We start from the raw sequence: 17,399 nt of genomic DNA, 5'->3' as shown, positions 1-17,399 counted from the left end.
CGCCCAGCGGCCAGCACCAATGCCGGAAACTGCTGATCGTGGGAAACATCGTTGCTGGTTAAGATATCGTTCTCCTTGGTATGCGGGAATCCAGGCAAGCCGCAGTAAACTGCTGAATCACCCGATTTTTGCTAGAATTCCGCCACCATGCAACCAAATCAGCCGGACCACCCATGAACCACCTCTTTGTCGACAACATCACCGTGATTGACTTTGCCTACCTGGACCCGGCCCGGGGCCTTGTGGGTGAAAGCTGGATTACAGACGTAGTCCTGGGCGGTGAACTGGACGACCAGGGTATGGTGTTCGATTTCAGCCTGGTAAAACGCACCATCAAGCGGGTAATCGATGAACGGGTCGATCACCGATTGGTGATTCCACGTGGCTATGAAGGCCTGAATTGGGACGAAGAGACACCAGATGCTTTCATTTGGAACCTGACCGATGGCAGCCGCATTGAACACCGCTCCCCCGACGAGGCCGTGGTGTGGCTGTCATCTGACCGGGTAGTGCCGTCTGCCGTGGCGGCCCTGCTGGAAAAAGAACTGAAAGCCGTTCTGCCTGGCAACGTCACGTCGGTTGAGATCAACCTGCGGGAAGATGCGATTGAAGGCGCTTACTACCACTACGTGCACGGCCTGAAGAAGCACCTGGGCAACTGCCAGCGCATCGCCCACGGCCACCGCTCTCCCATCCGCATAGACCGCAACGGCCACCGGGACTACGACCTGGAAAACCGCTGGGCCAAGTTGTGGAAGGATATCTATGTTGGCACCGAAGAAGACGTGACCCGGCGCTTTGTTGGCGAAGACGGCGTTGGCTACATCACCTTCGAATACGAAGCCAACCAGGGCGAATTCGCCCTAACCCTGCCGGAAAGCCGCGTATACATGCTCGACACCGACACCACCGTGGAACTCATTGCCGCCCACATCGCCGACAAACTGAAGGCAGAGTTTCCGGAAGACGAGATTCGGGTGAAGGCCTACGAGGGAGTTGGTAAGGGGGCGATTGCCAAAAGGGTCTGACCCCGAACGGGGTCTGACCCACCTTTGCCCGTCTTGAGCACCCAATCAGAACCAATGGGTTTTCAGGGGTCTGTCCCCCTGGGGACTGACCCTTTTTATGGCACCAAATCTGAAGCCCCCAACCTTCTGATGGCGGAGGTCTGGTTTTCCCATGGGCTCTGACTTGGTGCAATAGACGGGCAAATGGGGGTCAGTCCCCGTTCGGGGACAGACCCTTTAAAACCCCATAAAAAAACCGCCCGAAGGCGGTTTTTTTATGGCTTTCCGGTGGACTAAACCGTCAAGCCGAATTGGCGTCCCCTAGGGGGTTCGAACCCCTGTTGCCGCCGTGAAAGGGCGGAGTCCTAGGCCACTAGACGAAGGGGACTAGAAATTGGTGGAGCCAAGCGGGATCGAACCGCTGACCTCAACACTGCCAGTGTTGCGCTCTCCCAGCTGAGCTATGGCCCCTCAACGGATGCGTATATTAAGGATCCGCCCTTGGGGCGTCAACACCCGATTCCGCTTTTTTTAAAGTTTTTTGAACATCCCTGTTCGCGTCGTTCAATTAACCAACAAACCGCTCATCAAATACCCAGGGCGACGTATTCCTTCTCTACTTTCTTGGTTTCTTTCTTGGAAAAGCCGCCCATCACATCCAGTGCATGGCGCAAACGGGAGCGGGTCATGTCCGGGCCAAGCAGGGCCATGGAGTCCATCACCGACCAGGAATTGGGCGTTCCAGCAATGGCCACGAAGATCGGGAACATGAAATCCCCCATCTTAAGTTCCAGTGCTTTCGCCAGGGCCTTGATGTCAGCAAAGATGGTGTCCTTGCTCCAGTGGCGCTGGGCCTCCAGCTTCCACAGGGTGAACTGCAGCACCCGCTTGACCTGGCCTTCATCCAGCTTGTTATGGGCGAAGTCTTCCGGCTTCAGGTTCAGCATGCCGCTGAACATAAACTGGGCCATGGGCGCTACATCAGAGAACACCTCTGCCCTGTCCTTGATATGCGGCACCAGCGCTTGCAGGTCGTCGCGATTGAACCACCACTGGTGCATGCGCTCCATGAACTGCTCGTCGCTCAGCTCGTCACGAATCCACTGGCCGTTCAGCCAACGCAGCTTTTCCACATCAAACACAGGACCGCCGAGGGATACCCGCTGGATGTCGAAGTTCTCGATCATCTCATCCAGGGTGAACTTCTCACGCTCATCCGGCATGGACCAGCCCATCCGGCCCAGATAGTTGGTGACCGCCTCCGGCAGAAAGCCCATGCGCTCATAGAAGTTGATGCTGGTGGGGTTCTTGCGCTTCGACAACTTGCTCTTGTCCGGGTTACGCAGCAGCGGCAAGTGGCACAGCTCCGGCATATCCCAGCCAAAGTACTGGTACAGCAGCTTGTGCTTGGGCGCAGAGTTAATCCACTCCTCGCCGCGCAGCACATGGGTAATGCCCATCAGGTGGTCATCCACCACGTTGGCTAGATGGTACGTAGGCATGCCGTCGGATTTCAGCAGAATCTGGCAATCCACCTGGGCCCAGTCGATCTCGATGGTGCCCCGGAGCATATCCTGAATCTCGCACACGCCTTCATCCGGCACTTTCATGCGGATAACGTACGGATCACCAGCATCCAGGCGGCGCTTCACTTCTTCCTGGGGCAGCTCCAGGTCACCTTTGATGCCCGGGTTAAGCCCCTGGGCCTTGCGCTCCTCGCGAATGGCATCCAGCTCTTCCGGGGTGCGGAAGCAATAGAAAGCGTGGCCGGCCGTCACCAGGTCTTCCGCGTACTGACCGTACATGTGCTTACGCTCAGACTGGCGATAGGGGCCGTGTGGGCCGCCCACGTCGGGACCCTCATCCCAGTTCAGACCCAGCCAGCGCAGCGCTTTGAGAATATCCTGCTCGGATTCGGCCGTGCTGCGGGCCTGGTCGGTATCTTCAATGCGCAGAATGAATTGACCACCGTGCTGGCGAGCAAAGCACAGATTAAACAGGGCCACGTAGGCGGTACCAACGTGGGGGTCGCCAGTGGGCGACGGGGCAATTCGGGTGCGTACAGTCATGAAACCATCCTGAAAATAACTGACCAGTGAATAAAGCCGGCATTATAGCGGCCATGGCTGGTTTTCGCATGATCCGGTTTTGCACCGCGCATTTAAAGTGTAATATTATAACGTATCGCAAAACCCATCAGGACAGTCCTTCACCATGCAGATCAAAGCGTCTTACCTCGCACTCGGGCTGAGTGCCCTGGTTGCCTCGACTCCAGTCGCAGCAGCCAACATTGTCACCTCCATCAAACCACTGGAACTGATCGTCAAGGCGGTGGCCGGTGACGACGCCAAGGTAACCACCCTGGTGCCAGCGGGCTCAAGCCCCCACAACTACACCATGAAACCGTCCCAGCGCAGGGCTCTGGAGCAGTCCGATGTGATTTTCTGGGTAGGACCGGAGATGGAAACTTTCCTGAACCGGCTGCTGAGCGGTCGGGAATTCCAGGATCGCGCCATGGCCTTCATGGAAGGACCTGAAACCGATAAGGAAGAGGATCATCACGACCATCATGATGATCACCACGGCCACCACGATCATCATGACGATCATGGCCACCAGGAAGACGCGCATGCCCATCATCACCACCATGACCATGGCGACGGCGAAGACCCCCACATCTGGATTGATCCTGCGCTGGCACTGGAGATGGCAAAAGACGTTCGTACCAGGCTGGCCACTCTGGACGGCATGAATGCCGACCAACTTGATGCCAACCTGGCGCGTTTTGAAGAAAGCCTGGCCAAGGCTGAGCAGGACATTCGCGCTCGACTCAGTGGCGCACAGAATATCAGCCTGTTCGCCTACCACGACGCCTTCACCCGCTATGCGGAGCATTACGGCCTGACCCTGGACGGCGTACTGACCCTGAATCCGGAATTGTCTCCCGGCGCCCGGCATATCGCCGAGGTTCAGCGCAAGCTACAGCAAGCCAACCAGCCCTGCCTGCTCACGGAGCCCCAGTTCAACCGGCAGTGGTGGCGTTCCATCACCGAAGGCCTTGATGTCACCTTCAGCACCTGGGACCCGCTGGCGACCGACATCGAGAGCAATGCGGAGGGTTACATCAACTTCCAGTACAGCATCGCCGACGCCGTTAGCAACTGCCTGCCAAAATAACCCCACCTGACTCAGGGCCCGGCCATCCGTATAAACCGGCCGGGCCTCATTTGCACGTTGCTCTTTTCAGACACAGCGGGTAGATTTCAGATAATTGTCTATTCCCGTGTGATGAGTTCATCGTGAACAAACCTAGCACCAGCATTCACACATTCCCTCCGGCACTGCGGTCTTCCTTTGCGAACACCGGCAGGGCTTCTGTCCGTCTCTGATTTCGCTGAATCCCTCCAAACACCTCCCCGGATTCAGCACTTAACCAAACATACCTGAACCTTTTTTCCGGAGATTACTATGTCTGATTTACCTGCGATTACTGTTGCCGAAGAAGATTACAACCGCCTCAGCACCCTGCTGGAGCGCATGGCCGGCAAATCGGAAGTGGCCGACGGCCTGGAGGAAGAACTGAGCCGTGCAGACCTCAAGCCACTGGCGGATATGCCCGAGGGCGTGGTCACCATGAACTCAATGGTGCGCTTCGTAGACGAAGACGCCGGCAAAGAACACGAGATGATGCTGGTATACCCCCACGAAGTGGGAGACGCCGACCACAAGGTGTCTATCCTGGCCCCGGCCGGCGCCGCCATGCTGGGCCTGAGCATTGGCGACAGCATTGAATGGCCAATGAAAGGCCGCAAGCCGATTCACCTGAAAGTGGTCAGCGTTACCCGAAAAGCATAAGCAGTTTCCTTTACAAATATCAGCACTTGATATTTCTCCAAAGGCTCGACGGCCTCCGGTGTTAGGCTTCCACCAAGCTAACCGAATAATCCGAGGAGGCCGTATGGCAGAACAGCGTCACCAGGACTGGGACCCCAGAGCCAAAGACGTCCAGCAGGATCAGATCCGGGCCTACGATGACATTCGTCAGACCTGCCCGGCGGCCTGGAGTGACTACCAACAATGGACGCTGTTCCGCCACGCCGATGTGATGCGTGTTCTGGAAGACCACGACACCTTCAGCAATGCCGTCTCGGCCCATCTTTCCGTGCCCAACGGTATGGACCCGCCCGAGCACACGCCCTACCGCAAAGTGATTGAGCCCTATTTCGCCCCGGAGCCCATGGCCCGGTTTGAGCCTCAATGCCGGGACGTCGCTCGGGGGCTCGTCAATGATCTGCAAAAGAACCAGTCAGTGGATGTGGTCAACGCCCTGAGCCGCCCGTTCGCCCTGCAAATCCAGTGCGCCTTTATGGGCTGGCCCGACAGCCTGCACCAGCCCTTGGCGCAGTGGGTGATGAAGAATCACCGGGCAACCCTGGCCGCCGACCGTGCCGCCATGGCGGAAGTGGCAGAAGAGTTCGACGGCTACATCCGTGATTTGCTGGATACCCGACGCCAGGCTGGCGACCAGGCAGCGGATGACGTTACCACCCGGCTGCTGCGCGAACAGGTCAACGGCCAGCCGATGACCGATGAACAGCTGGTCAGCCTGCTTCGCAACTGGACGGTGGGTGAGCTGGCCACCATCTCCGCCAGCATTTCCATCCTGACCAACTACCTGGCACACCACCCGGACTTGTTCAACGATCTCAAGGCTGCACCCGAGCAGCTTCCCGAAGCCATTGATGAAATCCTCAGGATGGACGCGCCGCTGATCTCCAACCGGCGCATCACCACCCGCGACGTGGATATCGGCGGTCGCCACATTCCCGCCGGCGAAAAGATCACCCTGCTGTGGGCCTCGGCCAACCGGGATGAGGACATCTTCGGCGACCCGGACAACTTCTGCCCGCACCAGAACGCCCCGAAGAATCTACTCTACGGCGCCGGCATCCACATATGCCCAGGGGCGCCGTTGGCGAGGATGGAACTGAGAGTCTTCATGGAAGAGCTGCTGAAGCAGATTAATGGCATCGAAGTGGTCGGTAGCGACGCCCCCGAGCGGGCCATGTTCCCCACCGGCGGCTTCAACTACCTCCCCCTCCAATTTTTGGGGTCAGACCCCAAGACATTTTGACCCATCAAATGTGCTGGGGTCTGACCCCAGCTGATTCAGTCTTCGGTAAGCACCAGGGCTTCGCCCACCTTGTTCAGAGTGGCCATGTTCTCTACGGCAACCGCCAGGTCCTCTGGCGTCACCTTGCCCTTCTTGGAGGCGCTGGTGAGAATCCCCACGCCCAGAGGCTTGGTTATCGAGTACGTCCGGAGCAATCTTACAGCCACATCCCGCACCGTGGCTGAACTGAGTCACTTTGATGGCCAAGGTTTGATCCTTCTGAGTACTGAGAACTTTGATAGTATGGCTTTCCAGTAGATTGGATAAGGGGTCTGACCCCAAATTAGACAGGAACGCCCATGACCAAGCCAGATAACCAAGGCCCCGCCACCCGCATCATTCACAACCGCCGCCACGAGGATGCGTTCGGCAGCCCTTATTCACCGGTATACAACACCACCACTTACCGGTTCGAGAACACGGCAGCCTTGCTGGATGTGATTGAGAAGCGCACCGAGGGTAATCTTTATACCCGCTGGGGCACCAATCCCAGCATCAATGAGCTGGAACAGGGGCTGGCCGGGTTGGAGCAGGCGGAAGCGGCGCTGGCGTTCGCCTCCGGCATGGCGGCCATCTCCGCCACACTGCTCACCCATGGCCGCAACGGCATTGTCTGCGTGGGTGATCTGTATGGTGGCACCCAGGAGCTGCTGAAAAACCACTGCATGGCGCTGGGTATTGATGTGCAATTCCTGTTCCGGGAAGAGCTGGCACAGCTGGAAAGCCGGCTGGATGTGCCTGGGAAACTGGTGTACTTCGAGACACCCGCCAACCCGAACCTGGCGCTCCTGGATATTCGCGCCATCGCCGAAACCGCCCACCAACACGGAGCCCTGGTGGCGGTGGACAACACCTTCGCCAGCCCCATTAATCAGCAACCGCTTACACTGGGGGCGGATCTGGTACTGCACAGCGCCAGCAAATATCTGGGCGGCCACAGCGACATAACCGCCGGGGCTCTGATGACCTCAGCCGAATTGGCTAAACCGGTCGCCGCCTGGCGCAAGAACCTCGGCCAGCTGATCGCCCCGGAAACCGCCGCCCTGCTCTCCCGCAGCTTGCGAACCTTGCCGGTACGAATCCGCCAGCACAACGAAAATGCCATGGCGGTGGCCCGGGCCATGGAACAGCACCCGAAAATCACCAAAGTCCACTACCCCGGCCTGCCCTCCTTCGAAGGCCACGAACTGGCCAAACAACAAATGACCGGCTTCGGCGGCATGCTCAGCATTGAAGTGGAAGGCGGCCAGCAAGCAGCCGAACGTGTGGCGGATTCCCTGAAAATCTTCCTCCTGGCCACCAGTCTTGGCGGCGTAGAAAGCCTGGTCAGCCAACCCAGCGCCACCAGCCACCACAGCCTGAGCCGTGAAGAACGCCTGAAACGCGGAATCGGCGACGGCATGCTACGCCTGTCCGTAGGCCTGGAAGACCCCCAGGACCTGATCGCCGACCTCAACCAGGCCCTGAAGTAAACTTTGGGGTCAGACCCCAGAACATTTGAAGGGGTGAAATGTCTTGGGGTCTGACCCCAAAGATTGATTTAGTCCTGCGTTGGTGACGAAGTTTTGCGGTACTCGCCGGGGGAGCAATGCATCCAGCGGCGGAAGGCTCGGGTGAAACTGGCGGTGTCGGTATAGCCTAGGTGAATGGCGAGTTCGTCCAGCTTCATGGCGCTGTTCTTCAGCAGCTGCAAGGCCAGTTGGCGGCGTTCTTCTTCCAACAGTTTGCGGAAACTGGTGCCTTCCTGGTCCAGCTTGCGCCGGAGACTGCGCGGTGACATGGCCAAAGTGCCTGCCACCTCATCCAGCGATGCCACCAAACCCAGCGGCCCGAGTAGCTGCTGTCGCACCTGCCCGGCAAAGCCGCCTGTTTGTCGCCGCTCAAGTTGCTGACGACATTGATGATCAAGCACTTGCACCAGGTGCGGGTCGAAGGTGGGTAGTGGCCGGTCGGCATCGGCCCGCCGGATAACCAGGGTATTGCGCGGCTTGTGAAACGCCAACCTCACGCCGCTCAGCTCCTCAAGGCAGGAGGCATAGGCCAGTGGCTCGCCTTTTAGCTCGATTGCCTGCACATCAAACCCAGCCAGGCTCAGCTCTTTGAACAGATTCAGCCCCGTGGCCAGATCTCGTTCCAGCAAAAACTGACGTAAGTGCCGGGGAACATCGTCAGCATCAAACGCAACGCCGAAGTCATCACCCTCCACGAATGTGTACATCTGGCAGTAGGCGGTGCTGAGTGGCAGGTACCGCAAGGCTAATGCAGTGGCATCCCGCAAGGTACGGCTGGTGCGCAAGGCGAAGCCCCAGATACCGAAGGTCGACACGTTATACTGCAGGCCAATCCGGAACCCGAGGGCGGGCATGTCTGGCAGAGCCAGAATCAGGTTCTCGATCAGCCGCATTTCCTGGGCGCGGGTAATCAGGCCATCCGCAACCTGCAGGTCTTCTTCAGCAATACCGGTACCCAGCAAGCAGGTCTGGCGATCCACTCCTTGCCTGACGGCAAAGTTGATCATGACCTGGCTGATGGTAACTGGGTGCAAAAGGGTATCGGAATTTGACATAGCTCGGGAGTATGCCCCGCCCCCGCAAGCCGGACAAGCGCACAAGGTGCCAAGGCCGTTTATGCCTGTTGATTGGCCATAGCTGCCCTGTCTGCACTGGCGCGCCAAGTCTATTGTAGGCATTGTCAGAACAACCCGGAGCACCCGATGACCGAAGACCTCACCACCCTCAACAAGCAGGCCATCGCCGCCGCAAAACAACACATGGGCAAGGTAGCCTGGCCCACCGTGGCACTGACCTTTGCCACCGTCGTTTCTTTCGTGCTCACCCTGGCATTTTTCGTGGCCGGGGCTCTGCCTGTCTGGGCTGCCACGCTGCTGATCGGAGCGCTGACGTATTTCTCCTACACCCCGCTGCACGAGGCCGTTCACAACAATATCCACGGTGAACACGACCAGCTAACCTGGCTCAACCATCTGTGCGGTTATCTGGTTGCTCCCTTGATTGCCGTGCCCTATCAGTCACACCGGCTGGAGCATTTCACCCATCACCGCTACACCAACCAGCCGGATAAAGACCCGGACTTCCTCATCAGCGGCATGGGTAAGGGGCCTTTCAGCGCCCTGCTGACCGTGCTCAGGTTCCTCTGGGTACAGAACACCTTCTTCGCCCGCCAACATTGGGGCAGCGCATCCCGAAGGGAAAAAGTCATCTACTGTGCAGAGCTGTCTGTATCCATCGGTTGGCGAATTGTGTTTCTGTCGCTGGTGAGCCAGAGCGGCGCATTGGTGGTTATCTTGCTCGGATATTTGATTGGCGGCGCTTTCACCGCCTACTGGTTTGCCTACCGGCCGCACTTGCCCTACAAAGAGCCCAAACGCTACCGCAACACCAACAGCCTGATCATGCCCGCTTACATGAAACCGCTGGAGTGGTTCTGGCTCGGGCAGAATCTGCACTCAATTCACCACCTGTTTCCGAGAGTGCCCTTCTACCGGTACCACGCCCTGCACCGCGAGATCGAGCCGGTCCTGCGGGCCCATGGCACCCCGATCATCGGCATCTTCAACCGCCGCCCGCAGTAATAATTTGGGGTCTGACCCCAGGACATTTGAAGGGGCGAAATGTCTTGGGGTCTGACCCCAACTTGAATCCCGGAGGCCTTGCCCCAATGATCGAGGAATCTTCCGGGAACATTTCCATGAACAGAACCCTCGCAATGCAGTTGCCGCCCTGGCGCCAGATGGTGTCCGGTTTTGCTGTGGCTGTGTTTGCTCTGGTTTTTCTGTGTTCGATCACCCAAGCGCACGCCCAGCCGAGCCCGGCGGGCAAGGTGGTGGTCAATCACCTGGACCATCTGGTGGTTGCCAGCCACAACCCGGCGTTGGCGGTGGCAGAAACCGGCTCAACGGAAGATGAGCCACTCATCGATACCCCGGAGCACCTAGCCCAGCTTCTTGGCGCTGTGCTCTGGTCGCAATCCCGCTCTCCGGTACCGGCAGCCGACTACCGCACCGAGCGCGCCGCCTCCGTCACCGATTTCACCACGCCGCCCCTGCGGGCACCGCCCATCGCGTAATCCCCTGCACAGAACATCACACAGACCGGCCGTAACGCCCGTCTGACCGCGACCCTGTTTATCAAGGATTACCGATGAAATCATTACGTTCACGGGCCATGGTGTATGGCCTGGTGATTGTGCTCGGGCTACTGAGCGCAATGCCGAATCTGTTGCCGGCCACCCTGGCCGACAAGTTCCCGGACTGGTATTTGGAAAACACCCTTGCCCTGGGCCTCGACTTGCAGGGCGGCTCACACTTGCTGCTCGAGGTTGACGCCACCGAACTGCTTGCCAACAACCCGGGCCAACCGGAAGACCTGCTCCTCAAAGATGCCGTAGAACGCAGCCTGGAAGTGGTACGCCGGCGCCTTAACGAAACTGGCCTGGTAGAGCCCAGTATCACCCGCCAGGGCAAGAACCATATCCTGGTGCAGATGCCCGGCGTGGCCGACCCGGCTCATATCCGCGAACTCTTAGGCACCACCGCCCAAATGACCTTCCACTGGGTTGCCAAGCCGGATGAAAGCCGGCGCTCTGCCATTCTTCGGCTAACCGACGCCACTGGCGAACAGGAATACGTGCTGGAGAAACGAGTAGCCATGCAGGGCGAACACATCAGCGATGCCCAGATGGCCTTCAACCAGGACACCACCGAACCGGTGGTCAACTTCAAGCTGGACTCCGAGGGCACCCGCCTGTTCGGCGACATGACCCGCCAGAACATCGGCCGGCCACTGGCCATTGTGCTGGACAATCATGTGATCACCGCGCCGGTCATTCGCAGCGTGATCGCCGGCGGCAGCGGCGAAATCAGTGGCTCCTTCACCACAGCGGAAGCAAGCAACCTGGCCCTGTTACTGAGAGCCGGCGCCCTGCCTGCGCCCCTGCACGTCATCGAGGAACGCACGGTAGGGCCCGACCTGGGCAGCGACGCCATCGCCATGGGCGTGAGTACCGGCCTGCTCGGAGCAGCCTTAGTGATAGCCTTCATGCTTGGCATCTACGGCCGCTGGGGTTTGATCGCCTGTGCCGGATTAGCGGTGAACATCGGCCTGGTTCTGGGTTTGCTCAGCATACTCGGGGCCACACTGACATTGCCGGGCATTGCCGGCATCATCCTCACCATTGGCATGGCGGTCGATGCCAACATCCTGATCAACGAACGCATCCGGGAGGAATCCCGCAAAGGCAAGGTCGCCTGGATGGCACTCCGGGAAGGTTTCGGGCGCGCCTACAGCACCATTCTGGATTCCAACATCACCACGCTGATTGCCGTCAGCCTGCTGTTTATGTTCGGCAGCGGCCCGGTAAAAGGGTTCGCGGTAACCATCGGCATCGGTTTGCTCACCTCCCTGTTCACCGCCGTCGCCTTCAACCGCCTGGTCATGGAATGGTGGATCAAGGGCCGGGAGCGGGAGCCGCTCACCATCGCAGGGTTTGCCTGGCTGGACCGAATGAGCGAAAGGGGCATCAACTTCATGAAGGGCCGTATGATTGGCCTGGTGCTGTCTGGCGCTCTGTCGATTGCCTCCATCGCCCTGTTTATCCAACCAGGCCTTGACTACGGTGTGGATTTCACCGGCGGCACGCTGGTGGAAGTGCGCGCGCCCTCGGTCTCCGTGGATGAATTGCGAACAACGCTGCAAAGCCAGCAACTGGGCGCTGCGTCTATCCAGGAGTTCGGCCAGGATGGTGACTTCCTGATTCGGCTCCCAGCGGATGCCAGCTCCAACACAGGCGCGGCACACCCGGTAGACGCCCTGAAATCCGCCGTCACCAGCCTGCAACCGGATGCCAGCTTCCCGAAAGTGGATGTGGTCGGCCCGAAAGTCAGCGGTGGCTTCAGTGACGCCACCATCCTGGCCATCCTGCTGGCAGGCGCCGGTATGCTGGCCTACCTGTGGATTCGCTTTGAATCCCACTTCGCCCTGGCCGCCACCATCACCATCGCCCTGGACCTCACCAAAACCATCGGCTTCTTCGCTCTGGCCGGGGTGGAATTCAACCTGACCGCCGTGGCCGCCTTGCTGGCACTGATCGGTTATTCCGTGAACGACAAAGTGGTGGTGTTCGACCGCATCCGGGAAAACCTGCGGCAAACGCCCGACATGCCCATGCTGGAATTGCTCAACCGCAGCATTTCCTCCACCCTTACCCGAACCGTGTTCACTTCCGTGACCACCTTCCTGGCACTGTTGCCCATGGGCATCGCCGGCGGTGCTGCGGTATCCAGCTTCGCCCTGCCCATGCTGTTCGGCATCGTCATCGGCACCAGCTCCTCCGTGTTCATCGCCTCGCCCATCCTCTACAACCTGAGCGAACGCCGAACCCGAAAAGGCCTGGCCCAACTGCGACCCACCGCCGAGGAAATGCGCAAAGAACTGGAACTGATCCCATAACCTTCGGGGTCAGACCCCCGGACATTTCACCCGACGAAATGTCTTGGGGTCTGACCCCAATTTCAGCGGCTGACCAGGAAGTCGGCGAATTTTCGGGTAAGGAACCCGGGCAGGAGTTTGTTGGTGAACCACAGGCTGCGGGCGCGCCAGCCGGGGATGATCATAAAGCGGCGGCGGTCGATGCCTTTGCGGATTTGCGCCACGGCATCGTCGAGTTGCAAGGTGCCGGCCATCAGCTTCAGGGCTTCCGTCTGCTTTGGGCGATTGAGGCGCTCGGCCTCTACCATCGGGGTCTCCACCTCTGGTGGGCACACCACCGACACGTCAACACCCTTGGTTGCCAGCTCGATGCGCAACACCTCCGCCAAGCCAACCACACCGTACTTGGAAGCACAGTAAGCCGCATAGCCGTAGCAGCCCACCAACCCCGCCATGGAAGCCACGAGAACCAGGTGCGAACCGGCGGCCATATGAGGCAGCACGCCAGCCACCACATTACGAGAGCCAATCAGGTTGATGTTGATCACCCGGGCATAGGCGTCGTCATCGATAGCCTCAAAATCCGCAGCAATGGCAATGCCCGCGCAATGAATCACCACATCGGGTTGCCCGCCTTCAGCGGCTTGGGCGAAGGCGTTTCTAACCTCACCCGGCTTTGTTACATCCATAGCATAGGCGCGCACCCGCTCTGGCCCGGCAATAGCCGACAGCTCCGCTACCGCCTGCGCCGTTGGCTGAACATCAAACAACGTAACCGCCGACCCCGAACCCAGGTACGTTCGCGCTAAATGAAGGCCGATGCCGCTTGCACCGCCGGTGATATAGACCTGCTGCACCATGAGGTTTCTCCGGGTTGTCTTGTTATACCTTCAAGCATATCGCCCCCGGAAATCGCACCCCATGCCCCGGGCGCCCATATGGCCACCGACGGCGTGGCTATTGACCAGCCCTGCAGACTGTGTTGCCCGCCCCGTTTGTACTATTCCCCATGCTTGCCGATTGTGAAACACTTGGCCACTTTCATGGCACAGCAAAGGAGCAAACCATCACAATGGCCGTAACATCCGTCGCCCTGGTGGCACACGACAACAAGAAGAAGGAACTGGTTGAATGGGCGAACGAGAATCGTACCCGCCTGGCGCCGCTGCGCCTTTATGCCACCGGCACCACCGGCCGGCTGTTAAGGGAAAGCCTGCAACGTGACGATCTGCATAGCCTGTTGAGCGGCCCTCTGGGGGGCGACCAGCAGATTGGTGCCAAGATCGCCGAAGGCGAAATCGACTTGCTGGTGTTCTTCTGGGACCCACTGGAACCCCAACCCCACGACCCAGACATCAAAGCCCTGCTGCGCATCGCCGCCCTTTGGAACATCCCGGTTGCCTGCAACCGCGCCACCGCAGAGTTCGTGCTGACCTCCGCCTACATGACCGACGACAATCACCGGTCACAAAAACCGGATTTTTCCGATTACACCGGCCGTGACGTTCATTAACAGAAAATCACATGCATTTTCATTAACAGGAACTAGTATTCAGGTAAGCCCTTCAAGGGATCAGAGGGGAGTTACCGGTGTATTTCAAGTTCTTGTTTATAAGCCTGGCGCTGGCAATTAGCTGCCTGCCACTGACCAATGCCCATGCCGACAACCAAAGCAGCACGATACACATTGCGGTTATCGACGACATTCCCAGCACCACCATGGCGGTGCGATTGCTGGAAGCTGCCTATGCCCGCCTCGGCCTGAGCATGAAAACGCTGGTGTCGCCATCACGAAGAGCGCTGTTGATGGCAGACACCGGTCAGCTGGACGGCGACCTGTTCCGGATAGAGGCGGTGGCCTCTGACTACCCGAACCTGCTCAAAGTAGACTACCCACTGCTGGAGGGCGGGCTATACGCGGTTATCAGAAACCCGCACGCCCAGAAACTGCCGGAACCCAGCGACAAACCTCTGAAAGTAGCTGTGCGCCGGGGCGTCATCATTGCAGAGAAAACCGCCGAAGCGCTCGGGATGGAACCGGTACACACTGAAAGCTACGAGCAGATTCGCACCCTTCTTGAATGGGGCCGGGTGGACCTGGCCCTGGTGTCAGACATTGAAGGACTTTCTCCCCTGGCCACCGGAGACTGGAGCCAGTTCTCGATACTTCCGGAACCGGTCACCCGTTTTACGCTGCACCACTACTTGAACCGCAAGCACGCATCGCTTGCTGAAAAGTTGGCTGATGAACTTGCGGAAATGGATAAGGAAGGCCTCAAAGCCAGACTAAGGAAGCTGACTTTGAGCGAACAGAAAGACGGTGAATGGTGATTCGTTACAACGAATCAGGCCGCCTTTTTCAGCTTCTTCTTGAGCGACTTGATCTTGGCCTCGTGCTTGGCAACCTTGGCCTTGCGGGCGTTGATTTTCTTCTTGAGGTTCTTCACGGTTTTCTTGGTTTTTTTGGACATGATCTGCCTCCTGGGCGTGGTATCGGCTAGTTCCCGGGCTTGTGTTTCTTGATAAAGCCACGAATGAACTGCCTGATTTCGCGAGCGGCGCTGGCATCCAGCTGTTCACACAATTCAATGAACTGCTCGCGCTCGGCGCTGCTGATTCGAATCAGCAACTGGCTATCTTTCTTGTTGGGCTTCACTTTTTTGGTTTCACCTTTTGGGGACTATCAGTCACTGCGGATACTCCTGGTGAGGATGAAGCTCATGGTTGAAAGATATTTACATTGTGTATTCGTTTTCAGGGAAAGCAAGGTGGCGACCGCTTTGTTCATTCAACGCGCAAGGGAGCTGCTACTCGGAAAGTCCATCAAAACTGGGTACATCCAGGTAAAGTCGAGAGGAAAACTGAAACTCCTTCGTTCCTTGCATGTCCGGTAGAAATCGGCAACTATCAGTGCCATTCAATTGATCCGATGGACCCCGACCGGTCAAGCGTCAGAAGGCACTCAAGCTCAGTCCGGATCCGGATTTCTCCAAGCGAGAGCCTGTAAATAAATCTGTGTAACTGCCCAACCCATTACAGGTGTCCGTCCAGGCGGTCACCGAATTCGATAATAAAGCGATTCAATGCCGGCTTCCAATCCCGGATCGGCATGGTCCATTTCTTCGATGCCTGCTGGATCGCCAAGAAGGCCACCTTCAGTGCCGAGTCATCGCTGGGGAACAGTTTCCGGCGCTTGGTGGCTTTGCGAATCACGCTGTTCAGCGATTCAATGGCATTGGTGGTGTAGATCACCTTCCGGATCGCCGGCGGGTACTCGAAGATGGTAATCAAATTGTCCCAGTGGCTGTGCCAGGAACGAGAGATCTGTGGGTAGTGGCTGTCCCAGCGCTCTCCAAAGGCCTCTAGCGCCTGCCGTGCTTCGTGCTCGGTAGCAGACTGGTAGATCTGCTTCAGATCGGCCGTCACGGCCTTGTAGTCCTTCCAGGAGACGTAGCGCAGCGAGTTGCGAACCATGTGCACGATACACAGCTGCACCTTAGTCTGCGGGTACTCAGCAGCAATGGCATCCGGGAACCCTTTGAGGCCATCCACACAAGCGATCAGGATGTCTTCCAGGCCACGGTTCTTCAGTTCTGTCAGTACCGACAGCCAGAACTTCGCGCCTTCGGTTTCGGCCAGCCAGAGGCCCAGCAGCTCCTTCTGTCCTTCCATGTTGATGCCCAGAGCCAGGTACAGAGACTTGTTGATGACTCGCTTGTCCTGGCGGATTTTCAGAACGATGCAGTCCAGATAGACGATGGGGTAGATCGGATCCAGCGGGCGGTTCTGCCACTCATGAACCTGCTCGATCACTCGTTCTGTCACTTTGGAGACCAGAGTGGCCGAGATGTCCGCGTCGTACATCTCCTTGAAGGCATCCACGATGTCCCGGGTGCTCAGGCCCTTGGCGTCTAGCGCCAGGATCTGGTCATCCATCTGGGTCAGGCGGGACTGGCCTTTACGGACGAACTGAGGTTCGAAGGACCCGTCCCGGTCACGGGGAGCCTGTATCGGTACTTCGCCGTGTTGGCCCTTCAGGCGCTTGGCAGAATAGCCGTTACGACTGTTGCCAGTGCCACGACCCTCAAGAGCGTGCTTCTCGTATCCAAGATGCTCATCCAGTTCGGCGTTGAGAGCGGTCTCGACGGTGAGCTTGACCAGCTGCTGTGTGAGGGCTCCGAGATCTTTTTCAGACTTGATGTCCTTGGCCAGCTCGGCGGCCATGGCTTTGAGTTTTTCTTGGTCCAATTGCGTACCCACGATGGTATCCTTTTGAAAAGATTACTCAGTCGTGGGCAGTTACACAATTTGGTTTACAGCCTCTACAGCCACCGACAAACAGATCCCCGCTAAAAAAGCAGACAGACTATTGGAAGCTTGTTTCCGAAAATGTCGATCTTCACTGCATCTACACCAATCAACCACTAACAGCAGGAGAGTTTGCGCTCGACCACTTCATCCCCTGGTCGTTCATATGTCACGATGAACTCTGGAATCTCATTCCATCAGACCCGATAGCAAACATAAAAAAGGGGCGGGCAATCCCGAGCGAAAAAACACTCAAACCGTTTATTGATCAGCATCTAATCGCTATCGACATACACCACTCTAAGAACAAAAAAAGTTGGCCGCGAATCGTCCAACCTTACCTTGAGGGGCTATCCCTAAGTGCAGATGAGATATTGAACCCAGATCTGGTTGCAGCCTCGTTAGAAGGTAAGATGAAACCGCTGATGTCTCTGGCCAAGAACCTAGGATATCAATGACCTGTTA

The 17,399-nt window shown here is 58.0% G+C and carries 18 protein-coding genes and 2 tRNA genes; 11 read left to right on the top strand and 9 right to left on the bottom strand.

The genetic code is table 11. The annotated features are described in order from the left end of the window. Positions 1–173: 173 nt before the first annotated feature. On the top strand, positions 174–1,028 hold the full coding sequence (locus ACNSOI_RS07920; RefSeq protein WP_420195524.1) for a 6-pyruvoyl trahydropterin synthase family protein: 855 nt from the start codon (positions 174–176) through the stop codon (positions 1,026–1,028). Between the two features lie 291 nt (positions 1,029–1,319). Here the strand turns inward: ACNSOI_RS07920 and ACNSOI_RS07915 are convergent. The 3 genes from ACNSOI_RS07915 to gltX all read right to left on the bottom strand — a co-directional run bounded on the left by ACNSOI_RS07915 (position 1,320) and on the right by gltX (position 3,076). Then, positions 1,320–1,395: transfer RNA gene (locus tag ACNSOI_RS07915), tRNA-Glu, on the bottom strand. 7 nt (positions 1,396–1,402) lie between these two features. After that, positions 1,403–1,478: transfer RNA gene (locus ACNSOI_RS07910), tRNA-Ala, on the bottom strand. 116 nt (positions 1,479–1,594) lie between these two features. Beyond that, entirely contained in the window at positions 1,595–3,076 is a 1,482-nt protein-coding gene (gene gltX / locus ACNSOI_RS07905; protein ID WP_420195523.1) for a glutamate--tRNA ligase, read from the bottom strand. Between the two features lie 145 nt (positions 3,077–3,221). Between gltX and ACNSOI_RS07900 the strand changes: the two genes are divergently transcribed. The 3 genes from ACNSOI_RS07900 (at position 3,222) to ACNSOI_RS07890 (ending at position 6,141) form a co-directional block, all read left to right on the top strand. After that, the gene (locus tag ACNSOI_RS07900) at positions 3,222–4,184 is read left to right on the top strand and encodes a zinc ABC transporter substrate-binding protein (protein ID WP_420195522.1); all 963 of its coding nucleotides are present in this window, start codon (positions 3,222–3,224) and stop codon (positions 4,182–4,184) included. Between the two features lie 291 nt (positions 4,185–4,475). Beyond that, the gene (rnk, locus tag ACNSOI_RS07895) at positions 4,476–4,862 is read left to right on the top strand and encodes a nucleoside diphosphate kinase regulator (protein ID WP_152437886.1); all 387 of its coding nucleotides are present in this window, start codon (positions 4,476–4,478) and stop codon (positions 4,860–4,862) included. Between the two features lie 103 nt (positions 4,863–4,965). Further along, entirely contained in the window at positions 4,966–6,141 is a 1,176-nt protein-coding gene (locus ACNSOI_RS07890; RefSeq protein ID WP_342632274.1) for a cytochrome P450, read from the top strand. Positions 6,142–6,176: 35 nt separating this feature from the next. Here ACNSOI_RS07890 and ACNSOI_RS07885 read toward each other — a convergent pair whose 3' ends face one another. After that, positions 6,177–6,347, bottom strand: coding sequence for a hypothetical protein (locus tag ACNSOI_RS07885; protein WP_420195521.1), 171 nt, complete (start codon positions 6,345–6,347; stop codon positions 6,177–6,179). A 132-nt stretch (positions 6,348–6,479) separates the two neighbouring features. On the opposite strand from ACNSOI_RS07885, the gene ACNSOI_RS07880 reads away from it, so the two are divergent. After that, positions 6,480–7,652 carry a trans-sulfuration enzyme family protein gene (locus ACNSOI_RS07880; RefSeq protein WP_420195520.1) on the top strand — a complete coding sequence of 391 codons (1,173 nt, stop codon included), beginning with the start codon at positions 6,480–6,482 and terminating at the stop codon, positions 7,650–7,652. Between the two features lie 68 nt (positions 7,653–7,720). On the opposite strand, the gene ACNSOI_RS07875 is transcribed toward ACNSOI_RS07880, so the two are convergent. Beyond that, complete coding sequence (locus ACNSOI_RS07875; RefSeq protein ID WP_420195519.1) at positions 7,721–8,746, bottom strand: AraC family transcriptional regulator; 1,026 nt, start codon at positions 8,744–8,746, stop codon at positions 7,721–7,723. A gap of 147 nt (positions 8,747–8,893) precedes the next feature. Between ACNSOI_RS07875 and ACNSOI_RS07870 the strand changes: the two genes are divergently transcribed. From ACNSOI_RS07870 to secD, 3 genes are all read left to right on the top strand, one after another. Beyond that, positions 8,894–9,772 (top strand): fatty acid desaturase family protein, encoded by an 879-nt coding sequence (locus tag ACNSOI_RS07870; RefSeq protein WP_420195518.1) that lies wholly within the window; start codon positions 8,894–8,896, stop codon positions 9,770–9,772. A gap of 116 nt (positions 9,773–9,888) precedes the next feature. Further along, complete coding sequence (locus tag ACNSOI_RS07865) at positions 9,889–10,266, top strand: hypothetical protein (RefSeq protein ID WP_420195517.1); 378 nt, start codon at positions 9,889–9,891, stop codon at positions 10,264–10,266. Positions 10,267–10,340: 74 nt separating this feature from the next. Continuing rightward, a complete protein-coding gene (gene secD / locus ACNSOI_RS07860) occupies positions 10,341–12,647 on the top strand; it encodes a protein translocase subunit SecD (RefSeq protein ID WP_420195516.1) in 2,307 nt (768 codons plus the stop codon). A 62-nt stretch (positions 12,648–12,709) separates the two neighbouring features. On the opposite strand, the gene ACNSOI_RS07855 is transcribed toward secD, so the two are convergent. Further along, the gene (locus ACNSOI_RS07855; RefSeq protein WP_420195515.1) at positions 12,710–13,486 is read right to left on the bottom strand and encodes an SDR family oxidoreductase; all 777 of its coding nucleotides are present in this window, start codon (positions 13,484–13,486) and stop codon (positions 12,710–12,712) included. A gap of 212 nt (positions 13,487–13,698) precedes the next feature. On the opposite strand from ACNSOI_RS07855, the gene ACNSOI_RS07850 reads away from it, so the two are divergent. Both ACNSOI_RS07850 and ACNSOI_RS07845 read left to right on the top strand, forming a co-directional pair. Further along, entirely contained in the window at positions 13,699–14,139 is a 441-nt protein-coding gene (locus ACNSOI_RS07850) for a methylglyoxal synthase (protein ID WP_342632265.1), read from the top strand. A 77-nt stretch (positions 14,140–14,216) separates the two neighbouring features. After that, positions 14,217–14,957, top strand: coding sequence for a hypothetical protein (locus ACNSOI_RS07845; RefSeq protein ID WP_420195514.1), 741 nt, complete (start codon positions 14,217–14,219; stop codon positions 14,955–14,957). Between the two features lie 14 nt (positions 14,958–14,971). Here ACNSOI_RS07845 and ACNSOI_RS07840 read toward each other — a convergent pair whose 3' ends face one another. The 3 genes from ACNSOI_RS07840 to ACNSOI_RS07830 all read right to left on the bottom strand — a co-directional run bounded on the left by ACNSOI_RS07840 (position 14,972) and on the right by ACNSOI_RS07830 (position 16,874). Beyond that, the gene (locus ACNSOI_RS07840) at positions 14,972–15,097 is read right to left on the bottom strand and encodes a hypothetical protein (protein WP_342632263.1); all 126 of its coding nucleotides are present in this window, start codon (positions 15,095–15,097) and stop codon (positions 14,972–14,974) included. Between the two features lie 26 nt (positions 15,098–15,123). Continuing rightward, positions 15,124–15,282: a hypothetical protein gene (locus ACNSOI_RS07835; protein ID WP_420195513.1), complete on the bottom strand. Its 159-nt coding sequence runs from the start codon at positions 15,280–15,282 to the stop codon at positions 15,124–15,126. Positions 15,283–15,659: 377 nt separating this feature from the next. Beyond that, complete coding sequence (locus ACNSOI_RS07830) at positions 15,660–16,874, bottom strand: IS256 family transposase (RefSeq protein ID WP_420195711.1); 1,215 nt, start codon at positions 16,872–16,874, stop codon at positions 15,660–15,662. Between ACNSOI_RS07830 and ACNSOI_RS07825 the strand changes: the two genes are divergently transcribed. Further along, the gene (locus ACNSOI_RS07825) at positions 16,874–17,392 is read left to right on the top strand and encodes an HNH endonuclease domain-containing protein (protein ID WP_420195710.1); all 519 of its coding nucleotides are present in this window, start codon (positions 16,874–16,876) and stop codon (positions 17,390–17,392) included. The two genes, ACNSOI_RS07830 and ACNSOI_RS07825, sit on opposite strands and share 1 nt — an antisense overlap. Positions 17,393–17,399: the final 7 nt, after the last annotated feature.

The organism is Marinobacter sp. GH_1, assembly GCF_048595985.1.
In the GTDB taxonomy this organism is placed as follows: Bacteria; Pseudomonadota; Gammaproteobacteria; order Pseudomonadales; family Oleiphilaceae; genus Marinobacter; species Marinobacter shengliensis.
Note: the sequence above shows the minus strand (reverse complement) of the source record. Positions and strands in the feature narration are given on the sequence as shown.